At 67.0% G+C, this 21,905-nt stretch carries 15 protein-coding genes; 8 read left to right on the top strand and 7 right to left on the bottom strand.

Annotated elements, in window-relative coordinates; all coding sequences use genetic code 11:
* The first annotated feature begins 135 nt into the window (after positions 1-135).
* The 4 genes from LG299_RS14155 (at position 136) to LG299_RS14140 (ending at position 3,430) form a co-directional block, all read left to right on the top strand.
* Positions 136-681, top strand: coding sequence for an LPXTG cell wall anchor domain-containing protein (locus tag LG299_RS14155; protein ID WP_404431326.1), 546 nt, complete (start codon positions 136-138; stop codon positions 679-681).
* Positions 682-834: 153 nt separating this feature from the next.
* Positions 835-1,110, top strand: a complete 276-nt coding sequence (locus tag LG299_RS14150) for a helix-turn-helix domain-containing protein (RefSeq protein ID WP_404431324.1) — start codon at positions 835-837, stop codon at positions 1,108-1,110.
* The gene (locus LG299_RS14145) at positions 1,103-2,365 is read left to right on the top strand and encodes a type II toxin-antitoxin system HipA family toxin (protein WP_404431322.1); all 1,263 of its coding nucleotides are present in this window, start codon (positions 1,103-1,105) and stop codon (positions 2,363-2,365) included. Before LG299_RS14150 ends, LG299_RS14145 begins: the two co-directional genes overlap by 8 nt.
* 246 nt (positions 2,366-2,611) lie before the next feature.
* Complete coding sequence (locus LG299_RS14140) at positions 2,612-3,430, top strand: hypothetical protein (protein WP_404431320.1); 819 nt, start codon at positions 2,612-2,614, stop codon at positions 3,428-3,430.
* Positions 3,431-3,450: 20 nt separating this feature from the next.
* Here LG299_RS14140 and LG299_RS14135 read toward each other — a convergent pair whose 3' ends face one another.
* Positions 3,451-6,630, bottom strand: a complete 3,180-nt coding sequence (locus LG299_RS14135; RefSeq protein WP_404431318.1) for a hypothetical protein — start codon at positions 6,628-6,630, stop codon at positions 3,451-3,453.
* Positions 6,631-6,937: 307 nt separating this feature from the next.
* On the opposite strand from LG299_RS14135, the gene lepB reads away from it, so the two are divergent.
* Together lepB and LG299_RS14125 are read left to right on the top strand one after the other, a co-directional pair.
* On the top strand, positions 6,938-7,639 hold the full coding sequence (gene lepB / locus LG299_RS14130) for a signal peptidase I (RefSeq protein WP_404431316.1): 702 nt from the start codon (positions 6,938-6,940) through the stop codon (positions 7,637-7,639).
* Positions 7,640-7,692: 53 nt separating this feature from the next.
* Positions 7,693-9,027, top strand: coding sequence for a DUF222 domain-containing protein (locus LG299_RS14125; protein ID WP_404431314.1), 1,335 nt, complete (start codon positions 7,693-7,695; stop codon positions 9,025-9,027).
* Between the two features lie 27 nt (positions 9,028-9,054).
* Here the strand turns inward: LG299_RS14125 and LG299_RS14120 are convergent, their stop codons facing one another.
* From LG299_RS14120 to LG299_RS14110, 3 genes are read right to left on the bottom strand one after another with little or no spacing between them, the layout of a single operon-like run.
* A complete protein-coding gene (locus LG299_RS14120) occupies positions 9,055-9,777 on the bottom strand; it encodes an endonuclease/exonuclease/phosphatase family protein (protein ID WP_404431312.1) in 723 nt (240 codons plus the stop codon).
* A gap of 12 nt (positions 9,778-9,789) precedes the next feature.
* Entirely contained in the window at positions 9,790-11,235 is a 1,446-nt protein-coding gene (locus LG299_RS14115) for an ATP-binding protein (protein WP_404431310.1), read from the bottom strand.
* 47 nt (positions 11,236-11,282) lie between these two features.
* Positions 11,283-14,099 carry a cell wall-binding repeat-containing protein gene (locus tag LG299_RS14110; protein WP_404431308.1) on the bottom strand — a complete coding sequence of 939 codons (2,817 nt, stop codon included), beginning with the start codon at positions 14,097-14,099 and terminating at the stop codon, positions 11,283-11,285.
* A 270-nt stretch (positions 14,100-14,369) separates the two neighbouring features.
* Here LG299_RS14110 and LG299_RS14105 point away from each other — a divergent pair, with 270 nt between their 5' ends.
* Positions 14,370-14,849: a hypothetical protein gene (locus LG299_RS14105; protein ID WP_404431306.1), complete on the top strand. Its 480-nt coding sequence runs from the start codon at positions 14,370-14,372 to the stop codon at positions 14,847-14,849.
* A gap of 114 nt (positions 14,850-14,963) precedes the next feature.
* Here the strand turns inward: LG299_RS14105 and truA are convergent, their stop codons facing one another.
* From truA to LG299_RS14090, 3 genes are read right to left on the bottom strand one after another with little or no spacing between them, the layout of a single operon-like run.
* A complete protein-coding gene (gene truA / locus LG299_RS14100) occupies positions 14,964-15,830 on the bottom strand; it encodes a tRNA pseudouridine(38-40) synthase TruA (protein ID WP_404431304.1) in 867 nt (288 codons plus the stop codon).
* A 48-nt stretch (positions 15,831-15,878) separates the two neighbouring features.
* Positions 15,879-17,309, bottom strand: a complete 1,431-nt coding sequence (locus LG299_RS14095) for a mechanosensitive ion channel domain-containing protein (protein ID WP_404431302.1) — start codon at positions 17,307-17,309, stop codon at positions 15,879-15,881.
* Between the two features lie 7 nt (positions 17,310-17,316).
* Complete coding sequence (locus LG299_RS14090) at positions 17,317-19,512, bottom strand: adenylate/guanylate cyclase domain-containing protein (protein WP_404431300.1); 2,196 nt, start codon at positions 19,510-19,512, stop codon at positions 17,317-17,319.
* A 264-nt stretch (positions 19,513-19,776) separates the two neighbouring features.
* Here LG299_RS14090 and LG299_RS14085 point away from each other — a divergent pair, with 264 nt between their 5' ends.
* Positions 19,777-21,855, top strand: coding sequence for an acyltransferase family protein (locus tag LG299_RS14085; protein ID WP_404431298.1), 2,079 nt, complete (start codon positions 19,777-19,779; stop codon positions 21,853-21,855).
* Positions 21,856-21,905 lie beyond the last annotated feature (50 nt).

Below are 21,905 nucleotides of genomic sequence, written 5' to 3'. Positions count from 1 at the left end.
CACGGGCGCTGGAGCTCAAAGCAACTGAACTGCTTCAGTGCCTATTTCTTTGCCTCCAGAGCGCGTAGATACACCCCCCGCAATATCCCCCGCAGTATTCATCGCCCTCAACGGCCCGCACGAAAGAGTCCCGTTATGAAGAACTCGATCCGCATCTCTGCCGCGGTCGCGCTGGCCGCGGCTGCAATCCTCGCCCCTGCCGCAGCGCAGGCCGTCATCTACCCCCCGTCCGGTGCCTGCACCGTCACGCCGGCGACCGTCACCCCCGGTGGCACCGTCGCATTCGAGTGCGACGACGAGACGTTCGGCGCAACCGAGTCCGTCACGATCACCGTCGAGGGCGCTACCGGCGCAACCGTCGGCTTCGTGAAGTTCGCGGTCACCTCGAGCGGCGGAGCAACCTCCACCGCAAGCGGCGCACTCGCACCGGTTGACATCGCATTCCCGTCCGACGCATCTGGTGTGTACAACATCAGCGCCGTCTCGGAGACGTCTTCGGGCGGCACCTCGTCGGTCTCGGTCACCTCGGGTTCGACGGGTGGCGGCTCGCTGCCGGCCACCGGTGCTGACAACTCGGCACTTCTCGGAGTCTGGGTCGGCGGTGGAGCACTCGTGCTCGCCGGTGGCGCACTCGCCGTCGCAGCCACGGTCCGTCGCAACCGCAACTCGGTTGACGCCTGATCTATTTGTTGTATCGAAGTCGCCCCCGGCCTTTCGGCCGGGGGCGACTTCTTTGTGTTGGCTCAGGAGGGTGTCCGCATTTTCGGACACGTGCGGTTGTCTCGATTTTCGGACATGCTAGGATGTCCGGAAATCAAGACATTGGAGTTCAACGTGTCGCACGCACCGAAGGTAGAAGCTGAGATCCGGCGGCCATCAGACCTCGGGCCGATCATCGCTCGCGTGCGCGAGGCGCAAGGGATCAGCCAAGCGCAGCTTGCGGAGTCAGCTGGATTCTCTCGCACGTATCTGGCCGGACTGGAATCAGGCAAGCCCGTGATTCAGCTCGCTCGGCTCTTCACGGCGCTTCGGACTCTCGGCATCCGCGTGAACATCTCTTTCGACATGCCCGCGCCACACGATCACGACGAAGCGCGCGACAATGACTGACGAACTCGCCGTCTATCTGCACAACACGCACATCGCGACTGTCACTCGATCTTCGGGACGACCGCGCTCTGTTGTCGAGTTTCTGTGGGACACGGACGGAGATCTCGGCGATACGCGCCTAACCGAGTGCTTTGCACTGCTGCCCGGCCTCTCACCAGACCGTCGCCGCGCATCAAGGTTTCTCGGTGGCTATCTCCCCGAGGGGAATCAGCGTCAAGCCTTGGCCGCCAAACGAAAGATTGCCAAGGACGATCTTTTCGGATTTCTCAGGGAGTACGGCGGATCGATCGCGGGCGCACTGAGCTTTCGCACTGCCGCTGACAATGCCAGCTACGAGGTGATGACACCGGCGATGTTGCGTCGAGCGTTCACGGAAGCCCTCGACGGCCACAACCTTGGCGCAAGAGATGACAGCCGATCGATGCTGCAGGGATTTCAACCGAAGGTACTCGTCGCCAAGTTCGATGATGACGGCTGGTACCAGCCGCACGGCAGTGCTCATTCGACTCACATCCTCAAGCCGCCGCGCGGGGGGGCTAAGTCGCGACTTTACGACGAGTTCTACGGCCACGAACTTGCGCGCGCGGTCGGCCTTGCGAGTTTTCACAGCGCGATGATGAAGTCGGGAACAACCCCCTATCTCGCCATCGAGCGTTACGACCGAGAAGTCAGCGACGGCATCGTCAGGGTCATTCATCAAGAAGATGCCGCGCAGGCGATGGCACTCGACTGGACGACCGACGGGGCGAAGTTTCAAGACCGCATCCGGCCACACGACCGCGACAACGCGTCGGCTTACTCCGTTGCCGAGCTGCTCGCGGGCCTGGACGACAATCCGGTCGAAACATGGCTTGAGCAACTCGTGTTCCGCACGCTCGTCGGCGATAACGACGGTCACGCGAAGAACGTCTCAATTGTTCACGTGCCTGGCCGCGACAGGGTCGCCGACCTTTACGACGCCGTGCCCAACCTCTTTCAAGAAGGCCGGATCGACTGGACGATGGCGTTGGCCGTAGACGGCGTCTTTGATCATCGCAACATCAGCGTGGATCATCTTGCACGCGAAGCGAGATCGTGGGGAACTGGTCTGCGGCGGTCGACGATAGAAGCGACGATTCAGGGAACGCTGAGCCGTTTTGCGGACGCACTCAACTCGGTGCCCGTGCCCCGGAACGGATCGCCAGGAATGGTCGCCGCTATCGAATGGAACCTCGAGCGGTTGAGCGCAGGCAAAGAGATCGGCGTGCGCAGGTGATCTTCGGGCGGGGTGTCGGCCGCGCGGGGCATTTTCATTTGGGTGAATAGAACCTCAGGATTGGCTCAGGGTGTGTGATTCTGGCGGGGTTTGGCGGCTGAGTCGTCGGGCTGACCGATAGCGTGAGGATCGACGACGGCGCCTGGGGGCGCCGTTTTCGTGTGTGCGGGCTTTTTGCCTGCGCTGACACTGGTCACCCGAAGACCAACCCGGTCACCCGAAGACCAACGAACCTGGGGGTTCACAATGGACAATTTCGCGCGCCCTGAAAGGGCTGCATCCACCGCTCGATCGATCGACCGTCGCACATTGTTGAGGGCGGGGGCTTGGGCGGCGCCCGTCGTGGCGGTGGCCGTTGCCTCGCCTGCGGCGAGCGCGAGCGACACTCCGGTGCAGGCAGCTGCCGGGGTGGCGGTTGCGCCGCAGGTCCGGCTCTATGGCGATCACGGTATCGCCGTCGACTCAGCACGGTTCCAGTACGACTACGCCGCGTGGAACCTGCAGGACGAAGCATCCGGCCCGACCGCGGTGATGATGACGTTCCGCGTGGTTGTGAAGAACGCCGCCGGGGTGATCGTCGCCACCCTCGTGCCGCAAGAGACGGCGTCGATTGCGAAGTACCAGGACGTTGAGCGTAAGGGCCAGGTCGCCGGGCTTCCCGCTGGCACTTACACGGTCGTTTCGGAGATCATCTCGAACGTCTTCAGCCCCAACCCGACCGGCGGGCGCTTCTTCAGCTCGCCTGCGACAAGCACGTCGGTTGAAGTCACGATTGCGGCCACCCCGCCAGCCAAGCCCGTGCTCTCGAACAACAACTGGGACAACAACGGCACCTTCACGGTGACCGCCAACCTGTGGAGCGGGGTCAACGCCAGCGGGTGGGAGCTCACGGAAAATGGCATCACCGTCGGGAGTGGGGCTCTCACGCCGAACACGCCGCAAGCGCAAGCGGTCGCGGTCAACATCACCGGCCGCCCGCTGGGGAGCTACACGTACGTGATGAAGTTCACCAACCTCGACGGCACGACCTCTTCTGACCCGATGGTCGTGAACGTCACGGTGTGACGCGCTCGCCACGTGTCGTCTCAGGGAAGTTCACACAAACGCGAGGCACCCGCGACCGCGCTCTTGCCCTTCTCGCATTCCGACTCGACCTTCAACGCTTGCTCGAGCGAGTCGATACTGTAGTTCGACAGCGCCCACCCGAGTGGGGGGACCACCGTCGGAGTTGTTCCCGGGGCTACGACCACAACGCCGTTCCTGATGTCCTTCCGCGCGGCGCTATTCGTCTCCTCACAGTCCGACGGCTTCGCGGGGTACTTCCCATCAACCATCGGCAGCGCGGGGCACGCGTTCGCCAAGCTCGCAGAGATGCGCTGCAACCAGGTCACATCAGTCACCTGTTGCGCCGCGGCCGCGAAGCCAACGAGCGGCACGAGCGGTTCTGCCGTCAACTCCCCCAAGGGCTTGACGATGTCAAACCCACTCGAATTGCGCAGGTAGACAACGATCGGAAAGAGATAGTTCTCGCGGCCGGGTTCTGCGTTCGCTGATTGGATCGATCGCATGATCGCTGGCCCCAGATCCGCAATTGTGCCGAGCGCCGAGCCCTCCGAGTAGCCGCCGTCAATGAGCTGCGCGTCGCGCGGACACCCCGATGCCGTGGGCATCTGGCCGGCGGGCGTGACGATCGGGAAGCGCCCTGACAACATCGCCGCCGAGGCCCAGTCGAGCGAGGTCTGGCACTCGTCTCCCAGCCACCAGCTCGTCGCCGGCGCATCGCCCGCGGACTCGCAATCCGGAGGAGCGGATCCCGTCTCGAACACATCCGAGCCGACAAGGACGCGGCATCCCGAATTCGTATCGGTCGAGTTCAGGAGCATGAAGCCCGTGCGCTCGTTCGAAGATGCGTCGTATGGCTCCTTCAGCTCATCAGCTGCGGCAATCCACCCTCTCTCGATGAGGGCGGCGCGATCGCGCCATTCAAAACCATCCGTCTCATCAAACGAGGGCACATGAATGCCGAGGGCCGACGCGATCACATCTCCACTCAGTAGTGCCGCGGCGGCAGAGCCTACGACGCCAGGGCCGGCAAGCCCCGCCCACGCCTCATCGGCCTCCCGTACTTTCCCATCTCGCGTTGTCTGCAACGCAGGTTCACCGTTCACCGCACCGGTTGCGGTGAGCACAAGCCCAACCGAGCCGCCACTCACCCCACTTGAGACAAGCACGCTCTCGGCGATGCATGGGTGCTTCTCTTTCAGCTCATCCAATGCCCGCGCAGTCCAGTACGCGGCGCGAATGCCACCGCCCTCGGCCGCGATGAGCACGACCGGTTGCACCAGCTTTCCGCCGATCGTCGCGGTGCAATCCAGTTGAGCGATTCTGTCCGCCAGTGTGTCGATAGTCGGCTCCTCAGGCGTAGCATCGTCCTCCTCCTCCTCCTCCTCCTCCGACGGTGTGACGGCTTCGATCTCGCGGACAGCATGAAGAGTCGGATCCCAGCCTTGCGATGAGACCACCGCGGCATAAATGAGCGGCAGGGTGATGGCTAGCGTGAGCACTGGAGTCGCTTCAAGCCGCATCCATCGAAACAGCGCAAGGGGTCGATAATCCTGGATCGCGACGGTGAATGAGCCGAGGAGCGCCGTCCACGCTGTGATGATCAGGACGGTGAGTGCGACGGGTCCGATGCCGGAGGCGATGTGCATCGGATACAGCGCAGTGAGGATGAGGATGACGATCGCCGCGGCGCAGATGATCACGAGCCAGAAGACGTGCCGTCCGAACTGATCCGTGCCCGCCGCCCGCGACTCGGTGGGGTCATTCCGCCTCACCAGTGGTTTGAGGACTCGCCACGGCGTGCCTCTGCTCAATCCCCAAAAGAGGAAAGGCGATGTGATCGCGATCACCGCACCGATGATGAAGAGCAGCAACGCCAACCCGAACCCGACAGTCTCATCAGGCCCGAGAAACACCGGCGCTGCCATCGAACGGACCAGTCCTAGACCACCGACGATAAAGACGGCGATCGCGAGCGCATCACCGACGAGCCAGGTGTATACCGCCCGCGGCTTGTCTGCCTTGATCGGTTTCGTCGCCCACTCGCGCTTGCGAAAGATGATGGAAGGAACGACGACGATGGCGAGGATGACCCAGAAGAATGCGGCGCTCGCTGCGACGGACTCGAACAGCGGACGCCCGTTCAGCAGAGCGACCGCAAGAGTGATGAGCCACACGCCAATCCACGCGGCTGGGGCAATGGCCCACCAGCCGAGGGTGTTGCGCACCTCTTCATCCGCCGTCGGGATCTTGCCCGCCCAGCGCGAGATGCCGCGTCGCGTGCGGGCTCGCCCCAAGGCGAACGCAGCGATCGCAGCGAGCAGAATGGCGCCCATCGCGGCCAGGAAGAACACCACGCCCATAGGCGATCCGATCCACCCGCGTTGGATATCGGGTAGTTGATCGAGCACCCCATCCTGCGGAATACACGCCAGCACAAAGAGGAGAACCACGAGCACCGTAGAGAGCCGATGAAGCCACAGCGCGTGCCACGTGCGGGCGATGATTCGACCCAACGCGTGGCGCGTGCCGTCGTTGCGGAGGATGGCTGCGACCAGCACCGCGAAAACGATCCACTTGATGAGCGCGACACCGAGCACAGCCCAACTGGCGACCTCGAGCAGTGTTTCAGAGGCTTCTGCGCCAGCTCGCACGAGCCCCTGTGCGCAGAGGAGCAGAACGATCTCGACGACCTCGACTGCGACAAGAGTCCACAGAATCCATTCGCTCCCCGAGAATTCACGAGGGTTTGCACTCGTCCACCCTCTGATGAAAATGAGGAGCACGACGACGTAACAAACAATGAAGATCACGTCCAGGACGATCGAGCAGATCACCCATGTCGCGACCTCATCGTTAAGCCCGCTGGACGCCCATTCGGCCCAGGCTCCCCTTGCGGTGAATCCCAGCGGCCCCCCGACCGAACTCAACGAAAAGCTGGTGCGGCCTGCGCCGGTGACGGCCGAGATCAGTCGATCCACCTCGCCGAGCGCGATCAATGCCGCGACGGAGAGTGTGCCGAGAAAGAGAAGCCACATCACGCGCGGACGGAGCAAGTCGACCCTTTTCGAGACCGAGGTTGCCGCTGCCGCTATAACCGGGTCGCCTAGCGTCTTGGGCGCCTCTGGCTCGGGAGCGGTCGTGTTCGCCGCTGACTGTTCTGCTGGCGTCGCTGACGCGTCGGCGCTCTGATCGGCGCTCACGATTCACGCGGCCGTTCTCGGTGTTGGATGAAGCACTTCGTCCCCAGACTCGTCTTCGTGCGCGCGATCAGCGATGAACGAGCGCCGCGGCCCCAGACTCAGCCGCTTGGCGTCATGGTAGACCCGGGCGTCTGGTGACGTCTACGGGTGCCTGCTAGCGTTCCACCATGCGAGCGGAACTCGGTGCCCCAGGCTTCCCGACCTTTGCCGTCCCGGCTGGGGCTGCGCCGATTACGCTCGCGCTCGTGAACGAGTACCGCGACTAAGACCGTCCGTCAAAGTCGGCGCGGGCCGGTAGCGTGAGAGTGTGACGTCCGAGGCATCCGCACCCCCGCGCTGGCGCCGCATTCTCGGTAGCGGATGGTTTCACCTGTTCGCCGCCATCATCGTCACCAGCCTGGTGCTGAGCTTCGTCGCCAAGCCGTACTGGGTGCCGTCGGGCTCGATGGAACAGACGCTCGAGGTCGGCGACCGCGTCATCGCCAACCGCCTCGCCTACCTCGGTTCGGGGCCTTCGTCGGGCGACATCGTCGTGTTCGAGGCCGGACCCTCGTGGGAGATCGGCGTGCCCGATGCGCCCGACCCGATCCGCGGCGCGCTGCGCTGGGTGGGCGAAGTCACCGGCTTCGGACCCTCGGGCCCGCACACCCTCGTCAAGCGCGTCATCGGCGCACCCGGGCAGACGGTTTCTTGTTGTACCGAATCGGGCGCGCTCATGCTCGACGGAGCGCCTCTCGACGAGCCCTACGTCTACAACGACCTGAGGTTCGAGGCGGGGGTGCTCGACTGCACGACCGAGCCGCGGTCGACGCGGTGCTTCGACGAAGTGACGGTTCCGGATGCCTCGTACCTGATGCTGGGCGACAACCGGGCGGGCTCATCTGACTCGGCCGTGCTGTGCCGGGTGGCGGGAGTCTCTGACGACTGCTGGCGCTGGGCCGAACGCGACGACGTCGTCGGCAAGGTGTTTGTGACGTACTGGCCGTTCTCGCGGTGGGCGACGTTCTAGATCTTCGTATATTTGTTCTATGCAATGTCGGTGCAGTGTGGTAACTTTGTTCTATGCCCACCACCCTCGACGCGATCGCTGAGACCGTCGAGCGCGTGCGCGCGATCTGGCCGGGCGAGAGCGTCGAGTCGTTGACGCGCGAGCAGATGATCGCGGTCAATGACGAACTCGGGCGGCTCCGCCGATTGGTCGATGCGGGGCACGCGCAGGTCGCGTCGCGCATCGCCCGCGAGTCTCGCCCCGAACTCGGGCCCGACTCGCTCGCCAAAGAGCAGGGGTTCCGCAACCCGACCGCCCTCATCGCCGCGACAGGCGGCACCACGACCGGTGAAGCCGCCCGGCTCGTGCGCGTCGGCGAAGCGACCGAACCGCGCATGACGCTCACGGGCGAGGTAGCACCGGCGCGGCATCCGCATGTGGCGTCTGCGATCGCTTCCGGTTCGATCGGAACGGCGGCCGCATCGGCGATCATCGCGATGCTCGACCGCATGGCTTTTCGGGCAGGGCGTGAAGCGACCGATGCCGCCGAGCACCGCCTCTGCGAACAGGCACCTGGGCTCACTCTCGATCAGCTCAACCGGGTGATTCTTCAGGCCGAAGCCGTGCTCGACCCTGCCGGTGTCGAACCGCGCGAAGACGAGTTGCGGCACGAGAAGGCACTGCGCTTTCACCACGAAGCCAGCGGCGCGATCGTCCTCACCGCGCGCTTCGACCCCGAGGGCGGTGCGCCGGTGAAGGCCGCGATCGAGGCGTATGTGCGGCAGGCGTTGGCCGCCGCGCACGACAATCCAGATCCGGATGCTTCGCGCCCCACCATCCCGCAACTCCAGGCCGACGCGCTGACGCGCATCGCCGAACACCTTCTCGGGTGCGAGCACCGCGACCTTCCGGTCGAGGGCGCCACCGTCGTCGTGCGGGTCAGCCTCGACGACCTGCGCGACGGCACCGGCCACGCCACGATCGACGGCATGGACGCCCCGATCTCGATCTCGACCGCCCGGCGCATGGCCGCCGGTGTCGTCATCCCCTGTGTTCTCGGCAACAACAGTGAGATTCTCGACTGGGGACGCGCGAAGCGCCTCTTCACTCCGGCTCAACGGCTCGCACTCGTCGAACGCGACCAGGGCTGCGCTAAATGTGGAGCACCACCGTCACATACGAAGGTCCATCACATCAGGTGGTGGGCCAGAGATGCAGGTCCCACCGACCTCAGCAACGGAATCCTGCTCTGCGAGTCGTGTCACCATCACATCCACGACAACGGATGGGAGATCCGCATCGACGGCATCGGCGTCGACGCGCACGTGTGGTTCATTCCGCCGATCCACGTCGACCCCGACCGCACCCCGCGCCTCGGCGGGCGCCGAAGGTACGGCTTCGCGGCCTGACCGGCACACTCTGCGCCGGGGCGTGCTCTACAGGCGCGAAGAACTCTCAGGCGAAGCATCCGTCACAACAGTGCTCTTCATGTCTGGCAACCGCGCCGTGACGAGAATCGGCAGGTGATCGCTCAACCCCTGCGGAAGCGTCTTCACCCGACCGATCTCGAAACCGATAGACGTCGCGAAGTCATAGTGCCCGCGAAAGAACTTGTACCGCGTGTACGTGCGGGAATCGCTGAGGTTGAGCTCGTACCCCTGATCGCGGATGCTCTGACCCAACCGCTCTTTGAACACCGGATAGTTGTAATCGCCGACCATCAACGCCGGCAGACCCTCACCGAGCTTGGCCAGTTCATCGAGCGCCGTGCGAATCTGATGCCGACGTAGCCGGTTCAACGCTGTCAGCGGCGCCGCGTGAAACGAACCGATGATGAACTCGCGCCCGTCATCGATGTCGAACAGCCTCACTCCGAGCAACCGCTCTTCGGCGGGCTTCAGCACCCGGTCGTGCAGCGACTTCTTCAGCGACAGCGCCCGCACACCCATCGCCCGGTACGTGTTCTCGCGGTAGTACACCGCAAGCCCCAGCCGGTTGCGCTGCGTCGCCTCGGCGAGATGCAGGCCCCCGATCTTCTCGGGCAGGCTCGCCGTGTCGGCCTCTTGCAGGCAGAGCACATCGGCTCCGTAACGCTCGACGAGGTGCACGAGCTCGCCGACAGCACGATGCTTACGCAGGTTGTACGAGATGACCTTCATAACCCCGCCAGCCTATTCCTGCCCGGTTTCGTCGGGGTGAACGTCTTGCACATCCTCAGGGTCATCCCAGGTCGTCACCAGCCGCGACGCGACGAGTCCGTCGATGAAGACGCGTACCTGTTCGGGAATTGCGCCGGATGCCTCGACCCCCGCAACATCCATCGACCGAGAGACCAACTGGGTGAGGGTGACCGGATGCTCCAGCCAGTCCCAGATCAGCGCCGCCGACCCGGTCAGCACCTGTGGCTGCCCGAGCGGCCCCTCGAGCGCGAGCGCCACCACTCGGTCCTCACGATCGACCCACGCGACCTCGGGGTGCCGGTGGTAGCGCGGCTCGTCGGTGGTCAGCAGTCCCTCATCGAGCAACTGCCCGACCGCGAGCCGCACGGCGGTCACGGCTGCGTCCTCTTGACCCGTCGGTTCATCTGCAGGGGGCTCGCCGTAGGCGGCGAGCGCCGCCTCGGTCAGCGCCTCGAGCGTCGACCCGTTCGATTGCCCAGCCGCACGCCACAGCGCCGGGGCGATGCCGGCGATGACATGGACGGTCCCCCGCTTGTGCGCATCCACCGTGAGCACCGCCACACGATCGGGGTCCTCGAGGGCAAGTTCGTCCCGAGGAGTCACCCGGGTGAAGTGGGGCCCTTCGCTGGGGGCGACCGGTTGGGGGTTCGGGGCTTCGGGGGCTGCAGCATCCGCCATCACCGGCGCCACCGCATCACCCACGACCAGATCAGGGATGATCCCGGGCAGCTCAACCGCTTCGCGGTAAGTGACCGAGCGGATGCCGCCGGTCGCCGCCGCGACAGCCGCGATGAACCGCAGCGGAGCCTCGAGGTCGGGCAGATAGCTCGTCTGCGCGACGAGTTCGGCCAGCGCATCGCCGAGGTCGACCTCTCCGAGCACCGGGGGTCCGTCGTGCTCGGGCTGACGATCGAGCAGAACGATCGCCCGCACCCGCAGTTCGGCGTCGGGGATCGGCAACAGGCCGATCGACGACGGAGCCCGCTCGACCTTCGGCTGCGCGCGGTCTTCGATGATCGACAGCGGCTTGCGGTACACCCGCACCCGGCCGTCGAGCTCGATCCCGATCGTCTCGTCCGACAGATACCCGAAACTCTGGCCCAGCGCCCGAGAGGCCGTCGTCTTGCCGCGGCCCGACGGGCCGACGAACACCACGACATCGCCCGCATCGGTGGCGACGCCTGCAGCGTGCAGCATCCACAATTCTCTGCGACCCGCCTCGATCGCCGCGAGCGTGACCTGCTGCGAGAGGCGCATGAGCATGCTCGCCCGCGCGCCCGAACCGGGGATGACCGTCGTGACGGGCTCGCCTGCGTCTGCGTCCACGGTTGCGTCGGCCCACGCCGCGCGCACCGCCGCAGCATCGCCCTCGTCGAGAGCCGAAACGTCGATGCCGATCGTCGTGCCGACCGCGCTGACCAGAAGGGTGTGCGTCACACCGAAAGCCTAGGCGAGAGGTGTCGCCCTCTCGTATGGCGAGCAGATCAGCACAGGGTGAACTGCGCCAGCGCTGGACTGAGGGCACTCTCGCCGCCGATGAGCGTTACCTGTTCGGTGAGTTTCGCTCCCACCTGCTGCGCGACACCCGGCGGGGCACACGACGGCCTCACCACGAACAGCGGGGCCGACCGCACCGCGGCGAGCACCGCACCCGTGAGCGCATCTGCGAAGCCCGTACCGGTCGCCCAGACGTGTTCGGGCACCATCCCAGGGAAGGATGCCGCGTTGATCGCTTCGGATGTCTCATAGCGGTCTGCGCCGGCCCGACGAACGGTCGTCATTTGTTGAGCCAGCTGGGTTTCGATCGATGTGGAGACAACCGTCGGCCCGCCGACGATCACTGCGCTCGACGCACCGAGATCTTCGATGAGCGCCATCGTCGCGGCATCCAGCCCGAGGGCGGCGCCTTCGACCAAAATCACCGGGGCTCCGCGACCGCCCGCCACCGCCGACGCCGAAAGCGCATCGGGGTAGTTGCGACCGGTGGCGATGTACACCTCAGCGGGATTGGTGTCCATGAACACCTCACGGGCAACCGCGCGACCCGTCGCATATCGGTCGGCACCTGCCAGCCGTTCCACGGCGGCCCCCGGAACCACGGCACGAACCTGGCCGACGATCTCGTCGGGCACCACAGTCGTTCCACCGACGACGACCACACGGCCGGGGTCCAGCGCAGCGATACGGTCAAGCACGACCGCGGGAATCGGCCCGCTCGGCGGGACGAGCAGGAGCGGCCCACCCTCGGCCGCCGCTGCCGGTGCCGCCGACAGCGCGTCGGCAAAGGCGACTCCCGTCGCGAGGTAGACGACGGGTGCGTTGCCCGGGAACGCCGCCGCCGAGACCTCCACGGCGGTCTCGTAGCGCGTTGCCCCAGCCAGTCGCTCGACCGTGGGACCGCCAGGCACGACCGAGGTCGACACGCGTTCGACGGTCGTGAAGCCGGCCCGTGATGCGGTCACCCGCACCGCCAGCTGTTGTCCGATATCTGCCCCATCGACGACGTAGGTCGTCGCCCGCGCGCCCGAGATCGGCACACCGTTGCGCAACCACTGGTAGGTAAGCGATGCCGGCGCAGGAGTCCAGGCTGAAGCTCCCCCGCCGACCACCTCGAGGGATTGACCCCAGTACGCCACCTGCTCGGTGGTGATCAGCGGTGTTGCGACTCGTGTGAACTTTTCGAGGCCATCGACGAACGCGATCTCGACGGTCGCTGCATCCGCCGTCGTCGCCACGACCCGCACGGTCACCGCTCCGGTGTATGTCGTGAGTTGATGGCCGTCACCCAGCCACTGCGCCCTCGCGTACTCGGGGTGGGTGGCGTGCCGTTGGAGCACGGTCGAGTAGCCGCTTTCGCCTCCAAACTCCGATTGCACGCGGTACTGACGCTGCACCCTTACCCCGCGCGCATACTCGTCGGTGCCGGCGACCGCCGCGAACTGCGTATAGAAGCTCTGCGCGTCTCGCCCGGTGCCCGCCCGGTACTCGACGTACACCTTCTCGCCCGAGATCGGATCGATGACCTCTAGGCCTCGCACGCCGGCGTCAGCCGAGACTGCGGCCAAAGACACCGTCTGGGTGTCGCCCGCGGCGACGGTCACCCGCTGCAGGCCCGCGCCGAGTGGAAGAGCATCGAGCGCGACCTTGTTCGCCACAGAGAGCGCCGGCACGTTGCGCAACGTGGTGGCCACACCATCGCCGAACACCGTGAGTCCGCCGCCCATCACGTCGTAGCGATCGGCATACTCGGTGTCGACGCAGTCAGGGTCAAGGGGTTGCACGGCGCGGGCGTTGAAGGCGCTGTCGACCTTCGGCACCGTGCACGACCGCGCGTGCGAGTGCCGCAGCGAGATGTTGTGGCCGAACTCGTGGAAGAGCACGAGGTCCCAGGTCGTCGGCGAGAACGCAGACACGCCCGCATGGATGAGGCCACCGTCGTGGATTCCCCTACCGAGCGAGCCGAGCCCTCCCCCGCCGCAACGCTCCGCCGGGACGAGCACGACCAAGTGATGCGCGTTCGAGCCCGCCCAGTAGTACGCCCCAGGATTCGTCGGATCCGGATCGAGACCGAAGAAGCTCGCGGCGCGCGCCCAACCCTCGTACTCATCGCAGACATCCCAGTCCTGCCCGGGAGCGAAGACGGGGGGAAGTGCTCGCACCACAGAGCTGACTTGACCGTTGGACTGGGTCGACCAGAACTCACTCATGCGGTCGATCGCCGCGTTCACGTCCGCCGGAGTCGGCACCGCATCGCCCGGCATCCCGTACCAGATCACGTCGACCAGATGCTGCCGAGCCTCGACGGCCGCAGCCGTGACGGGCTGTACGTCACCGCTCACGACGACCAGCGGCACCTCCTGACGCGACGCGACCTCGGCCACAAGCTCGGCTGTTTCGGTCGCGCCCAACGTGAGGTCGTTCTCCACGACCTCCGCCTGCACGCCGTCGGCCACCTCATCGGGAACCGCGAGCGTACCGGTGAAGCTCTCGCCCGACGCCGCCTCACCGATGTCCACCCCCGTGATCTCGACCATCGTCTGCTCGTCGGTCAGGAGCGAGACGTGCGAAGGGCCAGGCTCGGAGGCCGGTACCTCGTCGCCGGCGAGCACAGTGATCGGCTCGGCCTCACCGGGAATGACGAGCAGCGTGCCGCTCAGTTCGATCTCGTCGGGCGGAGCGGGGTCAGTGGGGCTCACGCCGTCGACATCTGCCGCGGCCGGGAGCGGAGGCATCCCCACCATTCCGATGCCGAGCGCGACGGCAAGCGCCACTGTCGCCCATCGACTTCGCGCGCTCACCATGGGGTAGCTTCCTCAGCCCCGCCCGGAACCCCCGAGCGCTCCCACGCGCTCATCCGGCCTGCTGAAAGGATACGCGCTTCGCGCCGGGTCTCGGCGGGTCGGCTTCGCCAACCCGCGAGAACACAACCCCCGACGAAGACCCGGGCTAGGCGGAGTTTTCGTCGGCGGACTGGTTGCTCGCGGTGAATGTGCTGCGGTGATGTACGAAATCGCCGGATGCCGCCTCTTTAGCTGTCGAGACCCTCCTTCACCGACAACCGGGAGCCCGCCATGAGCACGATCACCCACCACATCCGCCGCCCCGCGCCCGAGAGCAGCCCTGACCGTGTGCTCGTCGCGCTTCCGGCACAGGCCACTCAGGCCACTCAGGCCACTCAGCCCGCTCAGCCCGCGGCCGAGAAAACAGCCGACCCGGCCGCCGAACTCCGCGCCGCCGTGGAACGCTCGCTCGAGGCGAGCCGCACCGCGCGCGAGCAGGCCGAGCGGGCGTATCGCCTGAGCGAACGCACCCGCGCCCACGCGGCGCACAAGCTCGAGCAGGACCTGCACCCGATGCGCCTGGACGAAGCGACCCGCGCCGCCCGCCGCGCGGACTACGCAGCCGCAGCCGCCGAGGCATCCGTCCGCAAAGCCGATCTGCAGCGCGCACACGCCCTTGAAGACGCCACCGCCCGCGTCTGCGCCGCGATCGCCCAGGGCGACAGCACGGGCATGGGCGCCCTGCTGGTCGCACAGCTCCGCAACGCCTGACCCGCCCGCACCCCACCCGTACCGCGAGAACCCAGTCCCTCGACGAAACCCCGGTCGTAGGCCGTGCTCTCGTCGGCGGACTGAGCTCTCGCGGAAAAGGAGACCCCGGGCGAGCTACTCCGAATCCGATTCGGTGTCGCGGTCCCGCCGGGCGCGGGTCTGCTCGGCGCGCTGCGCGAGCAGCTCATCGGACGGATACCCCACCTCGGTCAGCGTCAACCCGCGCGCGGCGAGCACCTTCACCTCGGGCACGCGTTCGAGCTCATCGCGGATCTCGACGACATGATCGGCCCTGAGCCGCCCCTCGCCGACCGCGACACACGCCCCGACGAGCGCCCGCACCATGCTGTGGCAGAAGGCATCCGCCCGCACGTGCGCGATCAGCACTCCACGCTCATCGCGGCGCCATTCGTATTCGAGCAGCGTGCGAATCGTGGATGCCTCCGCCCGAGGCTTGCAGTAGGCGGCAAAGTCGTGGAGTCCGATGAGAGAGCGGGCCGCAGCATCCATCGCCTTCTCATCCAGCGCGCCGCGCACGCTCGTCGTACGCAACCGCTCGAGGGGGTCGTAGCCGGTCGTCTGGTCGGCGAGGCGATACTCATACCGACGCCACACGGCCGAGAAGCGGGCGTCGAAGCCGTCGGGGGCGACCCCGGTGCGAAGCACAGCGACGTCGGAATACGCGCCACTCACCCCGGTCACCCGCGCCGCGAGCGCCGCCACCCTCTCTTCGACGCTCGATGCGGCGCCGCGCCGAACCATGAGCCGCGCAACCTGGTCGTCGTCGATGTCGAGGTGAGCGACCTGCCCGGACGCGTGCACGCCGGCGTCGGTGCGCCCGGCGACGACGAGCCGGGGATCTCCGCCGAGGATGCGGGTCAGGGCATCCTCGAGCGTGCCCTGCACGGTGCGGAGCCCTGGTTGCCGGGCCCACCCGCGAAAGTTCGTGCCGTCGTAGGCGAGGTCGAGGCGGATCCGCACGGGCTTCAGCCTAGCCGCGCGGCGGCCGAGGCATCCGTCGAAAGAAACTCACCCGAACGAGGTCCGGCTCGGGCTCAACGTCTCGCCGACTGTGGCGAGCGCCGTCCGGGCAAGGCGAATGCGGTTCTCTTGCTCGCGCACGATTTCGCGCGCCAGCACCGGATGCGCCCGCACGATGTCGTCGAGCACCAGCACAGGTACGGCCACGACTTCGACCTCGCTCATCGCCACCGCCCGCGAGATCGTCGGGGTGCGGGTCAACGCCGTCAGCCCGACCGCGTCGTCGCGCGACAACTCGCTCACCTGGATGAATCCGGCCTCGGTGGGGATCCCGAGCATCACCCGCCCCGACAGGATGAAGCGGGTCACGTTCGGGATGATCCCCGGACGCAGCAGCAACTCCCCCACGGCGTACCGCTCCAGCCGCGCCTCCGCGGCGAGCGCCTCGGCATCGACCGGGCGCAGACTCAGCATCGGCGCGATCTGGTGCAGGGCGTCCTGCATGCGGCCAGGGGTGTTCCAGTCATCGGTGAGGTCGCCGTCCAGGTGCAGGTCGGCGCGGCGCGCGGCGTACCAGACGCGTGTGGCGAAGGCATCCTTCACCGCCGACTCGTCACCGGCGTTCTGCAACGGAATCACGACCTGAAAGTTGGACCCGCCGAGCGACACCGTCGACGGCTCACGGTCGGGCGAGATGAGCGGAATGTCACGCGCGACATCGACCAGCAGCGACCGCACCTTCAGCGGGGCATCGTCGGTCGCGAACTTCACGTCGATCACGGCGGCATACGCCTCGGGCGCACGCGAGAAGTTGGTGAACGACCCCTCGGCCAGGTTCGAGGTCGGCATGATCACGATGCCGTTGCCGGTGTCGATGTGCACCGCCCGCCAGTTCACCTCGACGATCTGCCCGCGGGTATCACCGGTATCGATCCAGTCGCCGAGCTCGAACGGCGACTCGAAGATCAAGAACAGTCCCGACACGATCGACCCGACCGCGTTCTGCAGCGCCAGGCCGACGACGATCGAGGTCACGCCGAGGGCGGCGAAGATGCCGGCGACATCGGCGTTCCAGAGCCAGCCGAACAGCACTGCGATACCGACGACGATCAGGACGAACCGGATCAGGTCGCTGAAGATCGACGGAAAGCGATCGCGCCACGACCCCTTCTCGGCCCGGTGAAACACGAGGTGGTTCAGGGCGTTGATCGTCACGACGATGATCAACAGCCCGAAGATTGTCCAGATCACGCGCGGCCAGGTCGCCGCGCCCTCCCACGCGCCGGGCTGACTGATCAGCACCAGAACTCCCGCCACCGGCACGAGGTAGTTGCGGATCATCGCGATGATCGGAGCTGCCCGCGAGCCCCGCCGCGCGAGCGCGTTGTGCAGCTCGGTCAGACCGATGAGCGTGAGCGGAAGCCCGACCGACACGATGACGGCGGGCCAGAACCACGGCTGCGAGACGATGTCGGCCACGGATGCCTCAGCCTTCGACCACGCTGACCGGAGCCTCGACCCGCCACACGCGCTGCGTGCCGCTCTGGGTCTCGACGTCTCCGGCGGGGGTGATCGTCACGGTGTCGGGAATCCGGTCGGCCACGCGCTGCGTGATGTAGATGCCCGGCTCGGACGAGTCGCCCTGCACGCGGAATGCCAGGTTCACGGCATCCCCCCACATGTCATACACAACCCGCGCCCGCCCGATCAGGCCGCTCGTCACCTTGCCCGAGTCGAGCCCCGCACGCACTCCGAGTTGCACGCCCTGCTGCGCGGAGTAGCGCTCGAGGATCGCCTGCAGCTCCATCGCGAACTCGACCGCGCGGCGCGCGTTGTCGACCCGGGGCGTGCCGAGCCCGCAGCTGGCGAGGTAGCTCTGGCGGGTCGTGCGCACGCGCTCGACCCCGTGCCGCTCGGCGGCCTCATCGAACGTGCGGATCAGGTCGTTCAGCTTCGTGATCGACTCGGCCGAGGTCAGGGTGAGCGCGTACGACTCGAACCCGACGATGTCGGCGAAGATCACCGTCACGTCGTCGTTGTCTTGGGTGATCGCCTCGTCGCCGTGCTTGTAGCGATCGGCCATGCCCTCGGGCATGAACGAGAGGATCAACCGCTCGTTCGCCTTCTCGTGCTCGTCGATGAGGTTCGATTTCACCTGCAGGCTGCGGCTCATGTCGTTGAAGGCGGATGCGACGTCCGCCAACTCGTCCGAAGACCCGGCGTCGACCTGCACGCCCTCGTCGCCTGCGGCGATGCGCCGCGCGGCGGTCTTGAGGCGCCGCAGCGGCCGCACGAACACCTGCGCGAGCACGAGCGACAGCAGGCACACGAAGATGATCATCGCGGCCGTCGACAGAATCAGGTTGCGGGTGAAGTCCTCCACCGGCACGAGCGCCTCGGCCGAGGTCTCTTGCGCGATGATCGCCCAGTCGAGCCCGTCGATGCTCAGCGGCGCATACGCGACCATGCTGTCGCGCCCGAGGTAGTCGCGCTCGAGCAGCGTGCCCGCCTCGCCCGCGAATGCACGGGTGACCGCGTCGCCCGAGATGGTCTGCTGCAGCAGGGTGTTGCCGTTCTGCAGGCTGAGCGCCGCGGCCGCCGGAGAGAGCCCCGCCGATACGGCCTGCGCTTCGTACGCTTCAGGGTCGTCCTGCAGGGTGCGCGAGATCGACCGCATCGTGCGGTCGGAGCCCACCAAGAACGTCTCGCCCGTCGCGCCGAGACCGTTGAGCGCCCACTCGCCGCCCACGGTCATGACCTCGTTGATGCGCTCGATCGGCAGCTCGATCGCCAGTGCGCCGATCACGGTGCCGTCGGTGGCGATCGGGGTCACCGCCCACCCGGCGGGGTTGCCGAGGCTCGGGCTGTAGGCGGCGAAATCAGCGAGCACGACCTCGCCCACGATGTTGCGGCTCATCGCCTCGCGGTAGGCCACGGCAAGGTTCGACAGCCGGTACGGACCCTCGAGCAGGTTCGCGCCCAGGTCGACGCCCTTGAACGCGGTGTAGACGACATCGCCGTTCGTGTCGATCATCAGGACGTCTTCGAAGTCGTTCAGCTCCGTCATCGCGCGGAAGTACTGGTGGTACTTCGCGTGCGACGCCGACCACGCACTGCCGTCGCCGGCGTCGTCGTTCTGGATCGCTTCTTCCCACGACTCGTACGGAACCACGTAGTTCGCCTGCAGGTACTGCGCCGCGGGGTCCTGCGGAGCGAAGATCGCGCCGTCGACGTCCTCACCGGTGGCGGCGCTCAGGTCGGCAGCGAACGTGTCGGAATAGTAAGCGTCGACAGCGGCGGATGCCTCGGCATCCGCCCCCGCAGCGCGCAGCTCTGCAAAACCGGCCGTGAACTCGGCCGCCGCCTGGCGGCTCGTCTCGTTCATCGCGCCGAGCCGCACCGAGTTCTCGATCGTGGTGAAGAGCTGCGCGACCTCGCGTGAGCGGTTCTCGCGGATCTCGACGAGCTTCTCGTACGCGATCGCCCGGAGGGCCTCGGTGCCGTTGGCGTAGCCGATGATGCCGACGACGATGCTCGAGAGCACACTGACCGACAGGAGCATGATCAACAGGATCGAGTAGATCGACAGGCCGGCGCGCTTGCGTGCGCGTGGGGTTCCCACCCACTCTGTGGGCGGGACCGTCGATGTGCTCGACGGTGCCGCTGCAGCCGACTCTGACACGAGCGCTCCCATTGCGCAGTGAAACCCCATGAGGTCAGCGTTTTTCACCCAACGACCCCGCCCTCGGGCAGGCCGAGGGTGGCCCCACACTATCGGTCAGGCTCGCTCCGGGGCCAGAGGCATCCCGAACCCGCAAACTCGCGCACCAACCCACGCACTGCGCCGCACGAACGTGTGGGCCCCTGCGCCAACGTGTGGGCTCGTCCGCTGGGGACTCGCGGCGCGCCGACGTAGACTGGCTGGCATCCCCTCCCCTGAGAAAAAATGACGTTCATCGTGCCCGAAACCTCGCCCGCAACACCGACGCGGCCCGCGCGCTACGCCGGGCTCGACGGCATGCGTGCGCTCGCGGTGGCACTCGTCGTGGTCTACCACCTCTTTCCAACCGGACCGCTGCGCGGAGGGTTCATCGGGGTCGATGTCTTCTTCGTGATCAGCGGATTCCTCATCACGTCGCTGCTCCTGCGCGAGCACGCGGCGACCGGCCGCATCGGTATCACCGAGTTCTGGCGTCGCCGCGCCCGGCGCCTGCTGCCCGCGCTCGCCCTGGTCGTCTCGGTCTGCGCGACCGCCGCCTGGATCATCGGCGGAGACGTGCTCGTGCGCCTGGGCGCGCAGGTGTTCGGGGCCTTCACCTTCAGCTACAACTGGGTGTCGATCTCGGGTGACACCTCGTACTTCAGCGGCGCGACCCCGGAGCTCTTCCGCAACTTCTGGTCGCTCGCCGTCGAAGAGCAGTTCTACGTGCTGTGGCCGCTGCTTCTCCCGGTTCTGTTGTTGTTGCCGCGCGTCTGGGGACGAGTGGCCGCCGTCGTCGGGCTCGCTGCCGCCTCGGCGGTGTGGATGGCGGTGGTTGCGGCATCCGGAGACATCACCCGCGCGTACTTCGGGACCGACACCCACGCCTTCGGCATCCTGCTGGGCGTCGGCCTGGCCTTCGCGCTCGCGCGGGTTCTCGACCGCGCGCAGGTACCGACGGCGGCTGCTCTGCCCGTGCTCGCGGGCGGGTGGAAGGTCGTCGTTCCGCGGACCGGCTCGTTCTCGGCGCCGGTCGCTCTGCCGTCGTCGCGGGTCGCACGCGCGACCGCCATCGCGGGCTCGGCGGCCCTGCTCGGACTGCTCGTGATCGCGCTGATTGCGCCCACCGAGACGGCGGCGACCTTTCCGGGTGCGATCCTCGCGGCGAGCGTCCTCAGCGCCGTCGCGATCACCGCGGGAGTGTGGCCGGGTTCGGCCTTCGGCCGCGTGCTCGACCGCCAGCCGCTGCGGTGGATCGGCGATCGCTCGTACGGCATCTACCTGTGGCACTGGCCACTGCTCGTGCTCGCTGTCGCGGCCGTGCAGGGAACCGGACCCGAGGTCGGCTTCTCGCCCTGGCTCGGGGTGTTCGTCCTCGCCCTCACGCTCGTGGTCTCGGAGCTCTCGTACCGGCTGATCGAGATGCCAGTGCGACGCTTCGGGTTTCGCGGCGTGGCCTCGCGCGTCGGCGCGCGCCTGCGCGGCACACCCCAGGCCCGCCTGGGCGCACTGACCGGGGTGGCCGCGGTGCTGCTCGTCATCAGCGGGACCGGAGCCGCCATCGCCGCAGCCCCCGACGTGTCGAGCGCCCAGTCGGTCGTCGACGCGGGCGCTGAGGCGCTGGCTTCCTCGTCGCACGAGTCTGTGGTTCCGGATGCTTCGCCCACCACTTCTTCGCCGGCTTCGGTCGAGCCTTCTGCAGTTGCTTCACCCGACGAGCCGGAGCCGATCCCGTCCCCCACGCCGACCCCGATCACCGGCGACCAGATCTCGGCGATCGGCGATTCGGTCATGCTCGCCTCGGCGCCCGGCCTGCTCGAGCGCCTGCCCGGAATCGAGATCGACGCTGCCGTGTCACGTTCGAGCTGGGCTGGCCCCGGCATCGTGCAGGGTCTCGCCGATCGGTCGGCCCTGCGCCCCTACGTCGTGGTCGCCCTCGGAACGAACGGTGCCGTCAGTCTCGACGCCCTCACGCGCATGGTCGAGATCGCCGGTCCCGACCGCCGCGTCGTCCTGGTCAACGCATACGGCCCGCGCGACTGGATCCCCGGTGTCAACGCCGACCTCGAAGCCTTCGCCGACGCGCACCCCCGGGTCGTCGTGGCCGACTGGTCAGGCGCGATCGGCGACCGCACCGATCTGCTCGCCGGCGACCGCATCCACCCGAGCGGCAGTGGAGGTCGCGTCTTCGCCGACGTCGTCGCCAGCACCGTCGACCAGGTCGAGGCCGACCGCGTGCAGCGGCAGTACGAGGCCGACCTCCGCCGCTACGAGCACCAGCAACGCCTGTCGCAGTTCCGCGACGGCATGCCCGTCCCGCAGTAGCCCACCGTCCCGACCCCGGTTGAGTGTCCAAAACACGCGGGAGGCGACGG

The sequence above is a fragment of the Microbacterium lacus genome, from assembly GCF_044794305.1.
Classification (GTDB): Bacteria; Actinomycetota; Actinomycetes; order Actinomycetales; family Microbacteriaceae; genus Microbacterium; species Microbacterium lacus_B.
The sequence above is the reverse complement of the archived record's forward strand: the minus strand, read 5'-3'. Positions and strand labels throughout refer to the sequence as shown.

Coding starts and splice junctions, on each gene's coding strand:
- LG299_RS14085 (WP_404431298.1), top strand. CDS start 19,777: ATGACGTTCATCGTGCCCGAAACCTCGCCCGCAACACCGACGCGGCCC.
- LG299_RS14110 (WP_404431308.1), bottom strand. CDS start 14,099: ATGGTGAGCGCGCGAAGTCGATGGGCGACAGTGGCGCTTGCCGTCGCG.
- LG299_RS14105 (WP_404431306.1), top strand. CDS start 14,370: ATGAGCACGATCACCCACCACATCCGCCGCCCCGCGCCCGAGAGCAGC.
- LG299_RS14155 (WP_404431326.1), top strand. CDS start 136: ATGAAGAACTCGATCCGCATCTCTGCCGCGGTCGCGCTGGCCGCGGCT.
- LG299_RS14145 (WP_404431322.1), top strand. CDS start 1,103: ATGACTGACGAACTCGCCGTCTATCTGCACAACACGCACATCGCGACT.
- LG299_RS14120 (WP_404431312.1), bottom strand. CDS start 9,777: ATGAAGGTCATCTCGTACAACCTGCGTAAGCATCGTGCTGTCGGCGAG.
- LG299_RS14125 (WP_404431314.1), top strand. CDS start 7,693: ATGCCCACCACCCTCGACGCGATCGCTGAGACCGTCGAGCGCGTGCGC.
- LG299_RS14140 (WP_404431320.1), top strand. CDS start 2,612: ATGGACAATTTCGCGCGCCCTGAAAGGGCTGCATCCACCGCTCGATCG.